Here is a 20,120-nt window from a genome sequence, read left to right on the forward strand (position 1 = left end):
AATATTAGTTTTTCTCGCCTTGCTGAAAACATAACGAAGCCGCACCAAGAATCCCGGCGTTGTTTCCTAACTCCGCACGCCTAACAGATAGGCTTATCGTATAATATTCCGTTAAATGTTCCCTCAGATATGCCATCAACTCGGCCTCGAAATATGGAAAAGATGCCGCCACTCCACCTCCGATAAAAATATCCTTAATATCCAGCAACCGAACAGCTCCAACCAATGCCTCACCTAAATATTTGGCGTTCTTTCGAAAAACCTTCTTCGCTACCACATCACCTTTAGGCAAAGCCTTCACTATTGCTTTAGGATACAAGTCTTCTGAAATCAGTCCCGTTTCGTACTTCCCGCTATCAATCAGCTTTTGGGCATAGGCAACCATTCCCTTCTTTCCGAAATTCTGCTCCAGAGTCATCCCATTACTCACCATCACATGGCCAATTTCCAAGGCGTTTCCGTCGCCCCCTTTGAAAATCTCACGGTCCATTATCACAGCACCACCAACACCTGTGCCGAGAGTTACAAAAATAAAATGATCGGGACGTGGAGATCTGGAGAAATACAACTCGCCCAAAGCCGCCGCATTGGCATCATTCTCTAGCCAAATCTCTTTCTCAGGAAATGCGTCTTCCAATTTATCCATCAAAGGTTGTCCGCCCAAACCTTTTATATTCGGGAACTCCAACGTGGTTCTACGACATTTTGTAAGCGTTCCGGGCACTCCAATCCCCACTTTCGAGATATGTGGTCGTTTTGACAGCTCACTACCCAGTATCTCTATAAAATTAGTAATAAAGTCACCTGACTCTTGAAGTGGCGCAGTGGGGTATTTCACCTTGTCCAGAAGATTACCCTCCGTATCCACCACCCCGATCTTAATGTTCGTCCCACCCAAATCAACACCCAGAAACTCAATATGATTAGCCATTCTATTCCCTTTTCGTAATTCAAAGTCCAAAACAAGAACCTTCTTCAATAGGACAAAATGCAAGTGCACTTGTTTTTTCGAGCATAAAAAAAGCTGGCTTCAGCAGCCAGCTTTCATAAAATTCAAGGGACTCCCGTCCATATTATCTCTTAACCTCAGACTTGCTTTGAGCAGGTACCGTTACTTCCTCTCCGTAAATCTTAACAGTCGTTTCCTTATCAGAAAGGTTTTCAAGCTCAACTTTATCAGCAAAAACACTGAGCCTCAACAATGAACCTTTGAACTGAATCTTAAACGAGTAAGAAGTCCAATTGCTTGGCAACATTGGTTTAAATACCAACTCGCCGTCCACAATACGCTTCCCGCCAAAACCTTCAACCACCGACATCCAAGTTCCGGCCATTGACGTAATGTGCAAGCCGTCTTTGGTATCTTCGTTATAGTCATCCAGGTCCAAACGCGATGTTCTGAGGTAGAACGAATACGCTCTTTCTTCGTCACCGATCAAGGCCGCAATAATATTGTGCACACATGGCGACAAAGACGATTCATGCACTGTTCTAGGCTCGTAGAAATCGTAGTTACGCTTGACAGTCTCCAGATCGAAGTCCTCTTCAAACATATAGATTCCCTGAAGCACATCGGCTTGCTTAATGAAGTTCGAACGCAAGATTCTATCCCACGACCAATTATGGACAATCGGCAAGAATTTAGGGTCCAGATCCTTCACCAAGATCTGCTCTTTGTTCAAGAAGCCGTCCGCTTGCAAGAAGATTCCACGCTCCTCGTCATAGCCCAGATACATATTCTCACGAATATGAGCCCACTTTTCAGTTTCGCCTTTTACATCCAGGTTCGTTTTCGCTACAATCTCATCAAAACGCGCAGGATTATTCTCCTTCACCCATTCCAATGACTCAGCAGTGTATTTCAAACACCACATAGCGATGTACGACGTATACCAGTTGTTGTCAACGTTATTGTCGAACTCATTCGGGCCTGTCACGCCAAGCATTACATACTTGTTCAGGTTCTCCGACCAGTTGACACGCTGTGTCCAGAATCTTGTGATACCCAACAGCACTTCAAGGCCATATTCCGCAAGATACGCCTTATCTTCCGTGTGTCTGATATAATTATAAATCGCATATGCGATCGCGCCGTTTCTATGGATTTCCTCAAAGGTAATTTCCCACTCGTTGTGGCATTCCTCACCATTGATTGTAACCATTGGGTAAAGAGCCGCTCCATTTTCAAAACCAAGCTTCTCAGCGTTCTCAATGGCTTTTTCCAAGTGCTTGTAGCGGTAAACCAGAAGTTTTCTCGTCACCTCAGGATCTGCCGTACACAGGTAGAACGGAACGCAATAAGCTTCGGTGTCCCAATATGTAACACCGCCATACTTTTCGCCAGTGAAACCTTTCGGCCCAATATTCAAACGATCGTCACGCCCTGTGTAAGTCTGGTTCAACTGGAAAATGTTAAACCTAATTCCTTGTTGGGCGGCAACATCTCCATCAATAGAAATATCTGACCACTCCCATTTTTCCGCCCAAGCTTCCGCCTGTTCGGCCAACATTTTCTCAAAACCTTTGTCAAACGCTTTCCCTACATGGGTTTTGGCCCATTCTAACAAGTCTTCTTTTTTGTGATTTTCAGAAGACACGTTGCAGGCAAACTTATCGAAAACGACTTCATCACCTTCAGTTACATCCAGCGAGAAGATGTTCTCGGCATATTTTTCTTTCGTCTTTCCTTCAGCGCTTGGTGATTGAGGTGTCCCGTTAAGCGAAACCGCCCATTTCATACCTGTAGCTACATGGAAGAACGTTTTCTTTGTCTCTAATACAACATACGCTTCATCATCGCCTGCCGCAACCGCTACTTCATTCCAGAACTTCTCATCGTAGTTAGAATCCTCATTAGCGATATCCCCATCGATGAACGGACGGAACTCAATTTTTCCGCTAAAGTTCTCCGCTTTTACAGAATACCTAATCGCTCCGCATTCGTCATCCACAATACTTAAAAAGCGTTTCGCATCTACAGAAACAACCTTTCCTGATGGAAGCTCAGCCTTGAAAGTTCTGTGGAGGTATCCTTTCTGCATGTTCAACTCACGACGAAACTCCAATACTTTCGCCGTATGCAGGTCCAGTTCCTCGCCTTCAATTTTAACGCCGATTCCAATCCAGTTTGTCGCGTTTAAAACTTTAGCGAAATACTCAGGATAACCATTCTTCCACCAACCTACACGAGTCTTGTCCGGATAATATACACCGGCCACATAGTTGCCAAGCATGGAATCACCCGTATAAGTTTCCTCAAAATTACCACGGCCTCCCATACGGCCATTGCCGATACTAAAAATGGATTCGGAAATTCTGTTATCCTCAGCGTGGAATCCCTCTTCCACGATGCTCCAGTCGTTGTACTGTATATAATCTTTCATCAGGATGCTAATTCGGTTTTCAAAAATCTTTTAGGATTTCGTTCGCTAAACTCAGTTAAAATATTCCAAACGCTTTACGGACATCTCCGCCAGTGAATTGATATTCATATCCGCTTTCGAAAGGATTTCAGGATCACCTACCCCGACAACTTTCATTCCTCCCGCAATAGCGGCCTCAACACCAGCCTCCGCATCTTCAAAAACAACACACTCTTCCGCACTCAGGCCAAGAGATTCAGCTCCTTTGAGGAAAACCTCCGGATCTGGCTTCGCTTTCTCGACCTTTGTTCCATCTATAATCGCATCAAAGTATCCTGTGATCTCCAAGCGCTCCAGAATTCTCATTGCGTTCTTACTCGCTGATCCAAGCGCTATCTTTACTCCTGCCTGTCTCAATTCTTCGAGAAACTCTTTGGCACCGGGAAGAATTTCGTCTTTGGGCATCTTTTCAATAAAGTCCACATACCACACGTTCTTCTTGGTCGCCACGTCCAACTTCTCCGCGTCAGTCAAGCTCTTTCCACCGATTTCCAAGAGAATATCCAAGGACCTCATTCGGCTTACTCCCTTCAGGCGCTCATTATCCTGTTCCGTAAAATCGAAACCTAGGTCATTGGCCAAACGTTTCCAGGCCAAATAGTGATACTTAGCAGTGTCTACCAACACGCCATCCAAGTCAAATAAACAAGCCTTTATTTTCATCAGCCACTATTTTTATTTGTGACAATAATATTCGTTATGTTAAGTAGATCTTAGCTTTCCGTGCAATTACCGAATACGATTCGCACAAAAAGAAAGATTATCCAGAAGCCACAATCAGCTTCCGGTATCGTTTAATTCTTTTTTACAGCTCCCCCTTTCACGAATGTTACCATGAAAGACGCAATACACATACATACACCTGCCACCACTAGCATAAAAATCGCCTGTCCTCCAAATTGTTTGATCAGGAAACTTCCGACTACACCACTGAGAAGCTGAGGAATTACTACCGTCAGGTTAAAAATCCCCATATATGTTCCCATTTGTCCCGCAGGTAAAGATTCTGAAAGTATGGCGTAAGGCATCGCCAGAATCGCAGCCCAAGCGATACCAATTCCAACCATCGACAGAATCAAAAGGTACTGGTCTTTGATAAGGTACATTGACAAGAAGCCCAATCCACCAAGTAACAAGGCACCTCCATAAGTTTTCTTACGGCCAAGTCCAGTAGCAAACTTGTCCATAAAAGCAGAAAATATCGCAGCAGCTAAACTGTACGAGGCGAATAGTATGCCTACCCAGTTGCCCGCTTCATTGTAGTCGCTTGAGCTAACGTCGCTAATCTCCGTTCCCCAAACGTGCTGAGCGATGGCGGAGGTTGAAAACACCCACATCAGATAAAGTGCGAACCATGAGAATAATTGCACTACCGCCAATTGCCACATTACAGGAGGCATATCTTTAAGTACCGCAAAAAAGCCTTTATGCTCTTCTTCAAGGAGTTCTTTTTCTGTTTCGCCTTTATATTCAGCATATTCTTTTGGCGGGTATTCTTTCGTCTTGAAAACCGTCCAGAATACAGAAAGTAACAAGATGGAACCTCCTAAATAAAATGACCAAATTACGGAATCCGGAACCTGTCCTTCGGGAGCTTCATTTTCAATTCCCACCCATGTCAGGATAAACGGTAACGCAGATCCGATAACAGCCCCTGTGTTAATAAGCAATGACTGCACGGAATAGCCTTTGTTAATCTGTTCGCTTGGCAACATATCGGCCACCAAAGCACGGAAAGGCTGAAACGTAACGTTAAACGATCCATCCATCACCGCCAACATCATAGCTCCAAACCAAATGGCTGGTATATAATCCGTAAATGCTGACGCGTTTGGCATTAAAAACATACCGATTGTAGCGGCAATCGCCCCACCGAAAATGTAGGGGCTTCTTCTGCCAAGACGATTCCACGTACGATCACTTAAAGCTCCAACCACAGGTTGCACTATCAGCCCGATCGCAGGGGCAATCATCCAAAAAATTGGAAGTGTGTGCGGGTCAGCGCCCAAAGTCGACAATATCCTTGAGACGTTTGCATTCTGCAAAGCAAAACCAAACTGCACTCCCAAAAAGCCGAAACTCAAATTCCAAATCTGCCAAAAACTTAAACGAGGCTGTTTTTTCATAACTATATCAATAAATCAGACAGCAACCTTATTTAGAAAATATCCAAGTGGAATACGGCGAAAGTTGTATATCTCCGTTTTCCACGGAAATACTCTTTCCAGTTGAAAACACTTGCCGTTTAAATTCACCTAGATTATTACTCAACTTCAACTCATTCGCAGATACATTATGAATTACCATTAATGTATCTGAATCATGCATTCTGTAGAAAGAAACTACTTCTTTGCTCCCGAAATCAACAGGCTTTATTTCACCAAACGTTAACACCTTATTCTTGGATCTTGTATGAATAAGTGCCCTATAATGGTTTAACATCGAATTCTTGTCACTTTCCTGTTCAGAGGCTGGGGCAACAGTATTGGAAAGCGTATACTTAGGCTTTATCCATTTCGGTGTACCTTTTCCATCCTTTTGCCAAGGAAATGGCTCTCTTATGTATTCATCCGGCTTCTTTCCTCTCATTCCAATCTCTTCGCCGTAATAAACATATGGAGCGCCAGGGAAAGTCATCAAAAGATTAGCCGCCATTTTCGCTTTACTAATGTCATTGTTAAGAGCGCTCATAATCCGCTCTTGATCATGGTTGGTTATAAATGTAGCGTCTATAAAGTCTGGAGTAACCGACACATAAAAATCATGTATATTCTTATACTTCTCTACGATTCCGTTATCAGCCCCGTTTCGGCAAACATCCGTAATGGCATAACCCATATCGAAATTAAATAGAGACGGCAATCCTTCCAGGTACGGTGCTACTGTTTTGGCGTCAGCCCAGACCTCCCCTACCAAGTATACATCAGGCTTCACACTTTCCATGGCTTTCCTAAACTCTACCCAAAAAGCATGGCTTTTTTCTGGAGACTCATCGAAAATATGCTTGGCGGCATCAAGACGGAAACCGTCAACTCCAATATCTTTCAGCCAATATTGACCTATTTCAAAAATTGCTTTTCTAACTTTCGGGTTATCAAAATTGAGGTCAGGCATGTTAGACCCAAAATAACCGTAATATCTTTGATTCGAGTTATCCTCAACCTCATACCACTGGACTTTATTGTCAGAGTCCGCTTGGCTTTCTTTAGTTAAGTTCCCCTGTTTCTTTATCTCTTCAAGAGACTTCCACACATAGTAGTCCCTATACGGATTATCCTTCCCTTTACTAGCCTCCTTAAACCAATGGTGATTTTTTGATGTATGGTTGATAATGAAGTCTACAACAACCTTTACCCCCCTCTTGTGAGCTTCATCCAACATCTCACGAAAATCTTCGAGCGATCCGTAATCAGGATGTACAGCCTTGTAGTTTGTCACATCATATTTATGATAACTGGGAGATGGCATTATCGGCATTAACCAGATCGCTTCCACACCCAATTCCTCAATATAAGGCAATTTGGACGTAAGTCCTTTGAAGTCACCAATGCCGTTGCCATCGGAGTCACAAAAAGACTGTACAAAAATCTCATAGGTTACAGCATTCGGCCATGTCCCCTTCTGACTTTGGGTATTGTCAGCATTCTTTTTTGGGGTACAAGCTCCAAAAGCTATCAACGACAGAATCGTCGTTATTATTAAAAGAGAATTGTATCTTTTCCTCATGATCTCTTCCGACTAGACATTTATAAATATCCACAAACATGGCTGTACTTACGAAACAACCACAAAAAAACAGACTGTGTTTCTCCGAAATGGTTTTCGGAAAAAGATATGTCTTGTCGAAACGATAAAATCAAGGGTTCCGTGGCTAGAATAAGGACAAACCGGATTATAGGGGGGAATCCAAAAATCAAGTCCTCTTCATGTCCTGAAGTAGCTCACAAGCGCATATTAAGACAAAAAATTCACTTTTCAAAACCGATAGTCAATAGCCTTCACACGCATCTTTAGGCTATATCATGTAAATAGAAAAAGCACAGAAGGTTGTCCTCCTGTGCTTTTAATTAAGTCAGCTTGATCAAACTCATTTGACCTAAAAACCTCTTATTTGTTTTTACCGATGCAGTTAAGGTCTTCAAAGGCCTCTTCCAATCTAGCCACAAATGACTCTTGAGCCTTACGCAACCAAGCGCGTGGGTCATAATACTTTTTGTTTGGCTGATCCTCTCCGTCTGGGTTACCGATCTGATCCTGCAAATACGCTTCCTTGGCTTTGTAATAATCCATTACACCTTTCCAAGTAGCCCACTGCATATCAGTGTCGATATTCATCTTGATAGCACCGTAACCGATAGCCTCAGTGATCTTCGATTTCTCTGATCCTGAACCTCCGTGGAATACGAAGTTAACCGGGTTCTCAATAGTTCCGTGCTTCTCTTTAATGTATGCCTGTGAGTCACGGAGGATTGATGGAGTCAACACAACGTTACCTGGCTTGTAAACTCCGTGAACATTACCGAAAGAAGCGGCGATTGTGAAGTTAGGGCTTACAGAAAGCAACTCCTCGTACGCATAGTTCACTTCTTCAGGCTGAGTGTAGAGTTTAGACACATCAACATCGCTGTTGTCCACGCCATCTTCCTCACCACCGGTGATACCCAACTCGATTTCGAGAGTCATGCCGATTTTTGACATTCTCTTGTGGTACTCCTTGCAAGTAGCGATGTTCTCCTCAAGAGATTCCTCAGAAAGGTCAATCATATGAGAACTGAACAATGGCTTACCGTGCTCTGCATAATACTTCTCACCCGCATCCAACAAGCCGTCGATCCACGGCAACAATTTTCTTGCGCAGTGGTCAGTGTGCAATACTACAGGCACACCGTAAAGTTCCGCCAAAGCGTGTACGTGCAACGCACCGCTGATAGAACCCGCTACCGCAGCGCGCTGGTTATCATTATTTAAACCTTTTCCAGCGAAGAATTGAGCTCCTCCGTTCGAGAACTGAACGATAACTGGGGAATTTACCTTAGCGGCAGTCTCCAAAACGGCATTTACCGAGTCGGTACCGATGGTATTTACAGCCGGAATGGCGAAGTTGTTCTCGTTGGCGTAACGAAACAGTTGCTGTACCTCGTCACCGAATAATACTCCTGATCTGAATTTCATGGTAGGATGCTTTGTAATCTTTGTTGACTTACGTTCTGACGCAAAATTAGAACTTATTATCTAACCCCATATGACACGCATCATAATTCTAGCCTCTCAATCTACGAATCGGAATCAAACAACACTAAATCAACCTTTTAAAGATTAACGTTTTTATTTTAAATAACATTAATGACTTTCAAGCTTAATACCATTTACGAAATTGAAATGTAAATTCTCAAGACCTTCGTTTTTACAAAGGCTTCATTCAATTCACATTTACTGTTTCGCTATGCTATATGTAGCTCCCAGCAAATCAACAGTTATAAAGTAATTACCCGCATCTTGTGGCGCCTCAATACCTTCAAATTGACCGACACCCCAGCGCAACTGACCCGGCTGAATACCTTTCCCCCAAGCTCTTGGGCCAGGGGCCGTATTCTGACCAATAAAGTTAAAGGTTCCCGAGTCCTTCATCACGACAACTCCAGAGAACACTCCTTCCGCATCTTTAGTCAACATGATTGCTTTTGTTGGGTCATCACCCGCATTTGTTGCCGTTCCAACCACATACATCTCATCCACTTCATCTACGCGCATGTCAAGACTCATTGTATACGTGAGTTTCACTAGATTGACATCCACTTGGTAATAACCGTCAACTGCAACAGGTGGCAAGTTCTCCCCATGATCCTCCAATGTCCATGGCATATCACCAATCCCCCATTGTAAAGGCTCGAAGTCTCTTTGTCCGATAAGCTTAAAACCATCCCCAGTGGATTTGAAAAGGCCTGAAGTTTTAAATGTGTTCTCAGCAACATTATATGTTAGTCCGTATGCTGCCTGAGCGTCCCAGCCATTAGTGCCCGTACTGTTCCCTACATAATATAATACATCTATCGGTTCGACTTTCAGCACTCCGGTCACAGTTCCTTCTTGCCCCCCCAAATTGGTCAAACGAAGCTCCAAGTCATAGTCGTTTTTAGGAAGGTTGTCAGCTAAAGGCACTTGACCTTTTATCACATACAGATTTTCACCCGCCAATGAGATGTCATTGAGAACAACAGCTTGCTCATTGTATGTCAAAACCGCCGAATTGATCTCAGTCTCGGAGGTCACTGTTGCATTAAAACTCACCACATTACCCGGCCGATATAAACTTGTATCTGACGGGATATTAATCTTACCAAAAATCTGACGAACCACATCAAATTTTCCCGCAAGAAACAGTGTATCCCATTTTGTGGTGACCATCCGCAATGTGTACTCATATTCAGCGGAGGGAGTCGTAATCGGAATATCAACTTGTTGGTCTAACATGTAAAGAGGACCACTGACATTATAGGTTGTCCAATTACCAAAAGCTTTCACTCCGACTTCCAATAGCCCGAAAGTTGATGAAAACTCCGCGTCAATATCAATTTCTCCTCCACTAGGGTATTTCATCTCCTGATCAGTTTTATCGCTAATCTTCGGAGCCGTATTATAGTCAATCCCAGGCCCTCCCGACTCTGGGTCTTTACAGGACATAAAGAAAAGAACCCAGACGACGAAAAGCCAACCCGCTATATTCTTAACATACTTCATTTCAAATTCTTTTTTCATAACGATAAACACCGAGAAGCAATCTACTTACCGTCAAGGAGCGATCATGTTAATCTTAAATGGAGGGTTTTCTCCAAGGGGAGAAACAATCTCTCCAAATGTATTCGTGAATTTCACCCCAAAACTATTGGGAATAGGAACCCACTTTCCCTCTTCTACTTTAAGTAAATCCATGAACGCCTCACTATTGTATATCAAGAACAGCGTATACGTCCCATCTCCATTATTCTCAAACAAGACCTTATCTCCATACTTTTCACCGTTGACATAAAACTGTCCGAAGATATTCACGGAACCTGTCAACAAACCTTCATCGGCAAGTACGTTTCCACCCTCATCCATCGGAATATCCAATGCGGGATTATATGTCAATTTTGCAAGATCCTCTGTCGTGAACTTACCTGGAAAGGTAGCAAACGCTGTAGAGGAGATTTCCCTAACAACTTCTTTTCCAAAGTTAGCACCGTTCACATCCCTACCCGTTAGAGTCCATGTTCCATTATTAAACAGCCAATTCAACTCATTAAGGGTTGGTGGTGGAGAAACGGCATCCCAGCCTTTCATAGTTTGGGCCGGAATGAAATTATACTGAAACAGGTTCTCCATACCAGTAACCGCCTTACAAGCAGCGTTTTCATTTCCTAGGGTATTGTACTTCGATTCTGGGTTGAAACCATTTGCCCCCAGCCAAATATAAACAGGTTGCCCTACTAACTGCCCTTGCTCCGTACCTCCATCGCTCCATGCCTTAGAGACGTCAACGATAATCGAAACAGGTCTGTCACTTTGGAAATTATCCGGCCATGCATTCGATATCCCTCCACTCGCATAATCATAGAAGACAATAGCGGAGTTGCTCTTAGCGTCAAAATTATCTGTTTGCTTTATTTCTCCTCCATTCCCCGTTCTAATCAGCCCTTCCATTTCTGTCATTGTACTCCCATCAACAAAAAAGGTCTCAGGAGTCAATTTAATGCTATACACATTCGTCATCCCTTCCACAGGACTTAGCATCTTCCCCGTAGTATTAAAATTATCCCAAGGACCATTCGGTATCGACGGATCGGATGCATTACCGGAATCATTAAAAAACCAGACAAATATACTTTCCCCTGCTTGTGCCGGGTCTTGTACATTAGTACCCGTGACATCGAAGTATATCGTAATCTCCTGATCTCTAGTAAACGCCGCAGGGTCAGTCCAGATCTCACGAATTGCCCCGTTTTGTGCCAACACGGAATGGTTAACCGCAAACATGACACTCAATACCAATAATATTTTAAAGCACCTTATGTGTTTCATGTCCACGAATTCTTAGTTTTCCGGTACCTTTACAAACGTATACACATAACTACAAAGCACTTCGTTATCGACTATCCTGTCGAAAGCGATTCGTAGTTCAGTCCCCTCTTTGGGAGGAGCAACGATTCTGAAGCTAGCGTTAGGTGGCATAACATCATCAAACGCATCCGAAGCCTGCAACAGAATCTTTGTCGGATACATCATGTTATCAAGCTTCCAAGTACCTCTTGATATCCCGATGAAATTATAAGCTCCGTTTGCTTCCACCATAAATGCGGTCGGAATTATCGACGGCCCTTCCGTTTCTGCCGAGAACGTGATAGTATACTGGTCTAATTTTAAATTATAAGCATCAGTAATATCTAGCTTCACATTATTAGCTCCGCTAGCTAAAGCTACAGCGTCTACCAACTCTACTTTAGAAGCCGTCCACATCCCAACAACCCCATTAATTTTTGGCGAAGGGTACCCAAACTCAAAATCCCTCTTGCAAGACCAAAAGATCAATCCGACCGCAAATAGCGCAATGGACCATTTTATATATTCTCTTTTCATATCGCCCAACAATTAGTTCAGAATTATATCCGGATTACCGTTCTGCTCGGTATCAGGAATTTGGAATAATAGGTCTGGCGAATCCCAAGGCACCCCTCTTATATCAGTAGACCTTTGTCTCTTAAGCTCTGTCAGTCTATACCCTAGAAAAGCTAACTCCTTACGCCTTTCCTGCCTTATTAGCTCTAATGACACATCCGTTTCCGGAACCTTAGTTCGAGCCTGAATCGCATTTAGATACATTCTCGCCTTGTCTCTTTCATTCTGAGAGAAAGCCGCCTCAGAAGCCACCAAGTAAACTTCGTTTAGAGAAATGATCGGAGCGTTCATGTAGTCAAAATTATATCTAGTAATAAAATCTCCGACATCATTATTATCTCCGGCATCCGTTCCAAGCCAAGTCAACCTATTATCTGTTGGGATCGCTTTGTATAGATTCCCAAGAAATGTGGTGTATTGAAACTGAGGCGTGTAAGTCGCATTAGTTCTATATGAGCCCGTCAATCCTCCCGCTCTATTATTTGCAGAACTTATACTTGGCAAATAAAAGATGTTTTCATTCGTCTTTACATCCTCGCTGTATGAAGAAAATTGGGCCGCAGCGTATTTCAGTTCCACATTACGGATAGTTACAATTAACTTCCCGTCTCTTTCATCATACTCGAACCCTCTGAACTTCTCTTTATCTGCCTCCGGAGCTTCGAATGTCACGTTATCTTGGTCCAGTGTATATGGGGAATTGCTAATTACATCCTCAGCATATTGCAAGGCGTTAGCATTGTCCCCCACCGTAAAATAAATCTTCGCTAGAAAAGACTTAGCAGCCCACTTGTTTGGATAATAATCATTATCCTCTGGAAGAGTATTCATAGCGGCTAACAAGTCCTCAAAGATTTGCGCATAAACTTCCTGAACGGTGGAACGAGGAACTGGCGTAGCCGCTTGCTCAATATTCTGAGTTCCTCGTAACCGAACAGGTACACCAGGCCTATTCAATGTGGTTGCGTCATAAGGCAATGCGAAATATTGCATCAAATGGTAATACCCCAAGGCCCTAACAAAACGGCACTCCGCCCTTAATACGGCGCCTTCCGGGTCTCCGTCAAATATCTCGGGGATAATATCATACACATAGTTTGCCCTATCAATCGCCTGGTATGTTTGTCCCCAAATGTCGCGCCCAATCGGGTTGAAAAGGTTCATTGTCCGGCTTCTGATCTGGCTCCATTCGAAACCATTATTCGTAGTGACCACATTATCCGCCAGCACATCAGCCGCAACGGCGGCATTTCCACCAAAGGCCCCTGAATATGACATGGCGTCATATGCTGAGTTCAAGTATTTTTTAACATCATCTTTGGTTTTAACCGCATCTTCTGTCAGGATCAAATTATCCGGTTTGATCTTTAGGAAGCCCAGCCCTTCACACGAGCATAAAGAGCCGACCACTAACACTATAAGTAAGTATCTTATTCTTTTCATCATGCGAACGGATTAGAATGTAACATTAAGGCCCAAAGAAAATGTTCTGGCTTGTGGCGGAGTCAAGTACGTCACATTAGGGCTAAGGTTAGCTTGTTGAGCATTTTCAACATCTCTGAAGATTTCAGGGTCCAACCCCTTATAGTTTGTGACCGTGAACAGGTTAGTCGACACAAAATAAACTCTCAGGTTGTCTAAGTGCCATCTTTTCGTAAGCTTCGCCGGAAAGGTGTATCCCACAGTAAAATTCTTCATTCTTAAATAAGAACCATCGTGCAAGTACTCATTCGTATTTCGAGACTTTGAAATTCCAGAGGCTCCCTCGTCCAACGTCAACCTTGGGACGTTAGTTATGTCTCCCGGCTTTCTCCATCTGTCCAGAATTTCTCTTCGCAGGTTCCATGTTCCAATGTTACTCATATGGAACTTCTGGGCATCATCATAGATTTTTGCTCCAATAGAGAAGTTAAAGAGCAATGACACATCAAAATTGTGGAAGTTAAACGTGTTTGAAAATCCGCCAATAAAGTCCGGCAACGGCTTACCGACTACCTGACGATCTCGATCCGCATCGTACTCAAACGTTTCGAAGCGACGAACAATCTTTCCATTCTCTCTTTCCAGGCCCTCATAAACTGGACGACCTGTTTGAGGATCCACATAAAGTACTTTCACCAAGTAGTTCACACCAATAGGTTGGCCTTCAACTACCCTTGTATCTCCTGATCCCGCCAAGGCATCCGGTGGCGCACCTCCGACATCAAGCACTTTATTTCTATTTAAGGAAACATTCAGATTCGATGTCCAAGTGAAATTCTTCTTGATAATATTTGTCGAGTTAATATTAAACTCCACCCCTTGGTTCCGAAGCTTACCGATGTTCCTTAGAACAGAGACCCAACCACTTGATGAAGGCACTGACACTTGTAAGAACAAGTCTGTGGTCGTTTTTCTGTAGTAGGCAACTTCACCCGAAATCCGGTCATTTAGCAATCCAAACTCAATAGCAACATCAAAGGCATCTGTTGTTTCCCAGGAAATATCCGGATTTGAAAGCCTTTCTTGGACGATAACTTGGCTTGGTCTATCCGGAGCACCCGGACCGTATGGGTTTTGGATATTTACGTTAGTGGTTCCGTACTGGGCATAATTATCAATTTCTGCATTACCTGTTCTACCATACCCCACCTTAACTTTCAAATTGGTAAGGATATCAGAATCACTTAGGAATGCTTCGTCCGTAACAATCCATCCCAGTGATGCCGACGGGAAATATCCAAATTTGTTATTTTCACCAAAGCGCGAGCTACCATCCGCTCTAAACGTAGCTGTCAAGAGGTACCTTTCTCTGAAAGTGTAGTTTACACGACCAAAGTACGAAACGAACGAGAACGCCTGGATTGGGTTAGTAGTTGTTTGATAATCTGGATTCAGCTCTCCACCAGGCAGTCTTCTTGGCGGCAATTTCGGATCCTTGTAAATCGGAGCCCCAGGGTTTGTCGGATCTGAAAAACGAACGTTTATATCGTTTGAATGCTGTTCAAATCTCAGCCATTCCGTACCAGCAAGTAATTTGAAGCTATGCTCTTCTCCAACCGAAAAGCCATAATTGGCCGTAAGGTTCGTATTCCAACTGAAATCGAAATTGTTAGCCTGATAAGCTAATGGAACCGTCTCCAATACGTTATTCCGGAAGTCATCATATTTCCGATCTATATAATCAAGGCCACCTTCCCAACGCACCGAAAGTCCGTCGATGATTTGGTAGTTAAAATATAGGGTCGCTAAAGTTCGTAATTGTCGAGTCCTCCTGACTAAGTTGTCTATTTCCTGAACCGGGTTTAGACTTGTCGGAAAGTTGTAATAGCTTCCATCCTGGTTATGAACAGGCCAGAATGGCAACGCTCCTGACTGCGCAGTACCAAGTCCCCCGTTCCATGCCACAGGTACATTGTTATCCAATGTTCTAGTCCAACCCGTAGCGGTACCAAAGGAAATATGATTGTTGACTGTATAGTCAGCGTTTAGTCTGACATTGAATCTTTCAAAATTATTTTCTTTTAAAAAGGATTCCTCGTCCGAATAAGACACGCTTGTAAAGAGTGAGAACTTCTCACCTCCCTGAGCAAAGGAAAAATCTACATTATGGCTCACGCCTGTATGGATCACTTCATCCTGCCAGTCAGTATCTACTTTCAGCGCTTCAGCGTGCGAAAAGTTTCCCGGCAACTGAACACCGTCTGGAGACAACGGCCATTGATAGCCCGGAATTTCAGCGGCGGTACCGTAAATAAAATCATTCTCTTGAGCTTCCTGCATTACCTCTATGTACTCCCGAGAATTCAGCAGGTCAAGTTTATCCGTAGGTCTAGATGTGGTTACCCTGTAACTAACGTCAAAAGTCGGCTTTCTGGCTTTCGTGCCTTTCTTCGTAGTAATAATTACCACTCCGTTAGCTCCCCTTGAACCATAGATGGAAGCGGCTGAAGCATCCTTCAGGATCTCAACCGATTCGATATCATTCGGATTTATTGAGGATAGAGGATTTCTGTTTACGGCTCCGACCCTATCTCCTTGGGCGATTACGAGCGGTATACCGTCAATAACATAAAGCGGGTCACCACCTGCGGTGATAGATCCCGTACCTCTAATCCTTATCTGTGAGCCTGCTCCGGCCACACCGCTGGACTGAATAACCTGAACTCCCGAAGCCCGTCCCTGAAGTCCCGCCTCAAACGACGGCAACGGTTGGGCCGTGAGAGATTGCCCGGAAACTTGGGCAATTGATCCCGTTAACTCACGCTTATTCTGCGTGCCGTACCCGACGACGACAACCTCTTCCAGTTCTTTTAGATCGGAGGTCATCGTTACATTTATAATGGTTCTTCCTCCTACTCCGACTTCCTGATTTTCAAACCCTATATAGGAAAAAACAAGAAAATCAGAAGCGTCGCAACTTATTTCAAAATTACCATCCCAATCGGTAATCGTACCCTCTTGCGTGCCTTTGATTACAACGTTTACACCCGGCAAACTTTCACCGTCCGCCTGAGAGATAACTCTACCCGTGACAGTCAATGTTTGCCCCATGGACGCAAAACCCGTAAAGGCCAGGGCCAGAGCCAGTACGATAGTCTTAAACAGCCAATACTTGTTCCTCATCTAAACCGTCATTAATGGACAAAACAGCATTTTTCATAAAATAAATCCCCTATTCTGGATTTAATTCCACCTTATAACAGCAAATATTGACTCTTGTTTTAATTTAAATCATAATTACTTTCAGTATTCCTTTTTAGCATGTGAGTAAAAACGCCTACATTGTGATATTCTCCGATTCGCACTACTCAACCCAACAAAAAAGCCACCCCAAATATGGAGTGGCTCCTAAAAGAATCTCGCTTTATTAAGCTTTTCACTATTTTTTCAGCAATCGTTTAGTGTAAACCGCATCTGTTGTCGTGATCCTCAAATAGTAAATCCCTGTAACAAAACCACCTAGCTTTATCTTCCCTAAACGATCTTGGAAATCGGCAGTCAACAACCTTTTTCCATTCGCGTCAAGCAATTCAACGTTTTTCACTTCCACATTTGACGGCACATCAATTCTCAATTCATCCGTAACGGGAATTGGATAAAGTGAGATCCCCGCCTCTTCCGGATCATCAACATCGGTAAGTGTTGGGTTTACTTTAATCTTGAACTCACGATCAGTATACGCATAACGCGCTTTTCCTCGTAAAGTAACCGTAGTTTCCCCAAAGCCTTCTTTATGCTTAATCACCATGTTCCCTGACGGGCTTACCGTAACATTAACCAATTCAGAGTTTGTGTTGGATAGCAACTCGACTTTTACCTGGTCTCCATCGGCCAAATCTTGGAACAGAGCGTTTACCGAAATAACACGGTCTATCTCTGACACTTCACCTTCGATATTCTCCAATGCCCCCGCAATAGCAGGCGCGATATCAAATACCTCCGGGCTAACATTTACTCCAAGATCCTTATTACTCAAAAGAACAAATTGCCCAGGCCATAGATCTGTAGCAAACTGATTCCCGTTCAAGCTAACAGCCTCTCCTGTCAAGATATTTTTCCAGCCGTCCGTCGTTGGCAATGTCTTCGTCACTGATTTAATCGTAGTTCCAAAATTTCCGATCAAAACAGCGTGATCATCACCCGATTGGAAACGAATTTCCTTTACGGTTCCCGCAACATTTAATTCGGGATCAAGGTCAGAAAACAACTCGTCCTTCGACAACGCGATGATTGTCGCATAGCTGTCGTACAGCCTTTTTCTAGGCGCTTCCTTAAAGTAACCCCACTCCACAGGTTTTTCGCCAGTTCGTCCATTCAGGTCAATACTATGGCCATAGCCCAGTTCACCGAATTGCCAGATCATTTTTGGTCCAGTCGGCAGGAAATGAAAGGCTGTGAGCATTTTCATTCTGCTCAAAGCTGTATTCAGGTTCTTGATATTATAGGCCGATTCTTTTTTGCCATGAGTGATCGCGTCGTACATCAAACGTTCCTCGTCATGGCTTTCCATATACGAAATCAAGCCCGGCTTGCTCCAACCTCTCTTATTGAAGAATTGCCAGCCGATATCCGAGTTCTCGCCTTTGGAAAGGTTTCTATACGCTCCGTTCATATTTCCCCAAAGCATCATACCATAATCGGCCAATTCCGTTTCTTCCTTGTTATCCGCAAGGTGCTCCAAAATCACGTAAGCTTTTGGTGACTTTTCCCAAATCTTATCAGCCATTCGCTTGAGCAAATCGATTCTTGCTTGGTCATAAGCCCATCCGTCGCCAGGGGTATTGGTAAAGCCCTTTGTGAAATCGAAACGGAAACCGTCCACTTTATATTCCTCTATCCAATATCTGTTAACCGAATCGACGAAGGCCTGCGTGTATTTGCTTTCGTGATCGAAATCAACACCCCATTTGTAGGCTTGGTTCGGTGATTCGACATTGTACCAAGGGTTATCGGATGCCGGAGCGTTTGTGTCCTGGTTCTGGTATAATCTCAGCAATGGAGACGAATGGAAGCTGTGGTTTAGCACCAAATCCATAATAACCGCAATTCCCTTCTCGTGACAAGCGTCGATCAGTCTCTTGAGGTCATCTTTTGTTCCGTAATATTTGTCAGGAGCGAAATAGAAATTCGGATTATACCCCCAGCTGATATTTCCCTCAAATTCGCTGAAAGGCATAAAATGAATTGCGTTGACACCCATGTCTTTCAGATAATCCAAGGAATCGGCGACTGTTGAGTATTTATGGTCCGCCACCCAATCCCGAACCAAAACCTCGTATATAATAAGGTCTTCTTTTTCCGGTTTCTGGAAATTTTCGGCTTTCCACTCAAAAGGCTCTTGGCCTGTCTGCAATACCGAGGCCCTGAATTCCGTTTTCCCCTCCGGGTAATCGATTAGGTTTGGATAAATATCATCACCGATATATTTATCGTCCCGAGGGTCGCTTACTTTATCCGTAAACGGATCTGCTATTCGGATAGAACCGTCTACCAAATACTGAAACACGTACTCCTTTTTGGAAACAAGGCCGTCCAATGTTATCCAGAAACGCTCTCCGTCAGGAGTCTTGTTCATAAGGAAATCAGCGCTGACTTTCCAATCGTTAAAATCTCCGATAGCGTAAACAAATTTCTTCTTCGGGGCCAACAAGACCAATGTTGCTTTCGAGTTGTCCTCATGATAATTTACTCCTTCTCGTAGGCCCGAAGGCAATTCAGCTGTCGGCGACGAAGTTTCCAACACTACCGTAAACTTCCTTTCTACGGACTTGTCACCTTTTGTCGCTGTAAGGGCGAATTCCCCTACCACGAAATCTTCAGCCACAGTCAGGTCGAAATCAAAATTTTTCCCTGTAGACTCCGTGATCTTATTATTACTCAAAGACAAGGTCCAGGTCACACTCTCGTTGGCGGAAGCTTTTACCTTTAAAGATTCTCCTTTTTCCAAAAGATTAAACCCATTGCCTGAAGGCGAGAGCAAGTTCATGGAAAGCTCGCCAGCTTGGGCAACATCGAAAAGGAAATCTTGCGTTTTTCCGTCATCCCATGATCTGCCTTTCAATAAAAGACCGAGCTTTTTAAGTTCACCTTCCTTTCCGTCCGGAACATTCAGAAATTCTTTGGGAACAAAGCTAATCTCCCAGATATTCCCGTCTTTCTTTGTCCATTTGGCAGCGTCCGCCTCAGCTGTCGCAGGGTCTATATTAGTAGTCGGACCATATTTTTTCGAAGGATCCCAAGCCCAAATCCAAGCTTGGTTCAGGTTCTCTAACTGGGTATTACCGCTTACGTCAAGCGTAAAAGTCACCTTGTCAAATGCCGTAAACACAGCGGGATCAGCTGTGCAGGTTTGTCCCCAGACTATAATGTTTGACACTAAAAGCGCCAATATTGTCAATAAACTTTTTTTCATACTTTAGTACGATAAAGACTTCCCTGAAAAGAGTTTGTAATTCAAAACACGAACAACTAAAAGCGAATCCTCCTTATTTTTCAACTAAAAGAAGATTCTGGTATCAGGCCTTTTGCTTATCCGAAAACCAAAAAACATCTTGGCACATCGTC

The 20,120-nt window shown here is 43.5% G+C and carries 12 protein-coding genes; all 12 read right to left on the reverse strand.

The genetic code is table 11. The features are described from left to right. Nucleotides 1-4: 4 nt before the first annotated feature. The 12 genes from AABK39_RS10750 to AABK39_RS10805 all read right to left on the reverse strand — a co-directional run bounded on the left by AABK39_RS10750 (nt 5) and on the right by AABK39_RS10805 (nt 19,968). A complete protein-coding gene (locus tag AABK39_RS10750) occupies nt 5-931 on the reverse strand; it encodes an ROK family protein (protein WP_338391351.1) in 927 nt (308 codons plus the stop codon). Between the two features lie 142 nt (nt 932-1,073). After that, the gene (locus AABK39_RS10755; RefSeq protein ID WP_338391352.1) at nt 1,074-3,383 is read right to left on the reverse strand and encodes a family 65 glycosyl hydrolase domain-containing protein; all 2,310 of its coding nucleotides are present in this window, start codon (nt 3,381-3,383) and stop codon (nt 1,074-1,076) included. A 51-nt stretch (nt 3,384-3,434) separates the two neighbouring features. Further along, nucleotides 3,435-4,085, reverse strand: coding sequence for a beta-phosphoglucomutase (pgmB, locus tag AABK39_RS10760; protein WP_338391353.1), 651 nt, complete (start codon nt 4,083-4,085; stop codon nt 3,435-3,437). A gap of 131 nt (nt 4,086-4,216) precedes the next feature. Beyond that, nucleotides 4,217-5,548 carry an MFS transporter gene (locus AABK39_RS10765; RefSeq protein ID WP_338391354.1) on the reverse strand — a complete coding sequence of 444 codons (1,332 nt, stop codon included), beginning with the start codon at nt 5,546-5,548 and terminating at the stop codon, nt 4,217-4,219. Between the two features lie 28 nt (nt 5,549-5,576). Continuing rightward, complete coding sequence (locus AABK39_RS10770; protein WP_338391355.1) at nt 5,577-7,148, reverse strand: alpha-amylase family glycosyl hydrolase; 1,572 nt, start codon at nt 7,146-7,148, stop codon at nt 5,577-5,579. A gap of 381 nt (nt 7,149-7,529) precedes the next feature. Continuing rightward, nucleotides 7,530-8,594, reverse strand: a complete 1,065-nt coding sequence (fbaA, locus tag AABK39_RS10775; protein ID WP_338391356.1) for a class II fructose-bisphosphate aldolase — start codon at nt 8,592-8,594, stop codon at nt 7,530-7,532. Between the two features lie 258 nt (nt 8,595-8,852). Further along, on the reverse strand, nt 8,853-10,178 hold the full coding sequence (locus AABK39_RS10780; RefSeq protein WP_338391357.1) for a hypothetical protein: 1,326 nt from the start codon (nt 10,176-10,178) through the stop codon (nt 8,853-8,855). A 33-nt stretch (nt 10,179-10,211) separates the two neighbouring features. After that, nucleotides 10,212-11,480 (reverse strand): hypothetical protein, encoded by a 1,269-nt coding sequence (locus AABK39_RS10785; protein WP_338391358.1) that lies wholly within the window; start codon nt 11,478-11,480, stop codon nt 10,212-10,214. A 12-nt stretch (nt 11,481-11,492) separates the two neighbouring features. After that, nucleotides 11,493-12,035 carry a DUF5004 domain-containing protein gene (locus AABK39_RS10790; RefSeq protein WP_338391359.1) on the reverse strand — a complete coding sequence of 181 codons (543 nt, stop codon included), beginning with the start codon at nt 12,033-12,035 and terminating at the stop codon, nt 11,493-11,495. A 12-nt stretch (nt 12,036-12,047) separates the two neighbouring features. Then, nucleotides 12,048-13,520, reverse strand: a complete 1,473-nt coding sequence (locus AABK39_RS10795; RefSeq protein ID WP_338391360.1) for a RagB/SusD family nutrient uptake outer membrane protein — start codon at nt 13,518-13,520, stop codon at nt 12,048-12,050. A gap of 9 nt (nt 13,521-13,529) precedes the next feature. After that, a complete protein-coding gene (locus tag AABK39_RS10800) occupies nt 13,530-16,679 on the reverse strand; it encodes a SusC/RagA family TonB-linked outer membrane protein (RefSeq protein WP_338391361.1) in 3,150 nt (1,049 codons plus the stop codon). A 256-nt stretch (nt 16,680-16,935) separates the two neighbouring features. Then, nucleotides 16,936-19,968 carry an alpha-amylase family glycosyl hydrolase gene (locus tag AABK39_RS10805; protein WP_338391362.1) on the reverse strand — a complete coding sequence of 1,011 codons (3,033 nt, stop codon included), beginning with the start codon at nt 19,966-19,968 and terminating at the stop codon, nt 16,936-16,938. Between the last annotated feature and the right edge of the window lie 152 nt (nt 19,969-20,120).

Origin of the sequence: Fulvitalea axinellae (genome assembly GCF_036492835.1) — a bacterium.
GTDB lineage: Bacteria > Bacteroidota > Bacteroidia > Cytophagales > Cyclobacteriaceae > Fulvitalea > Fulvitalea axinellae.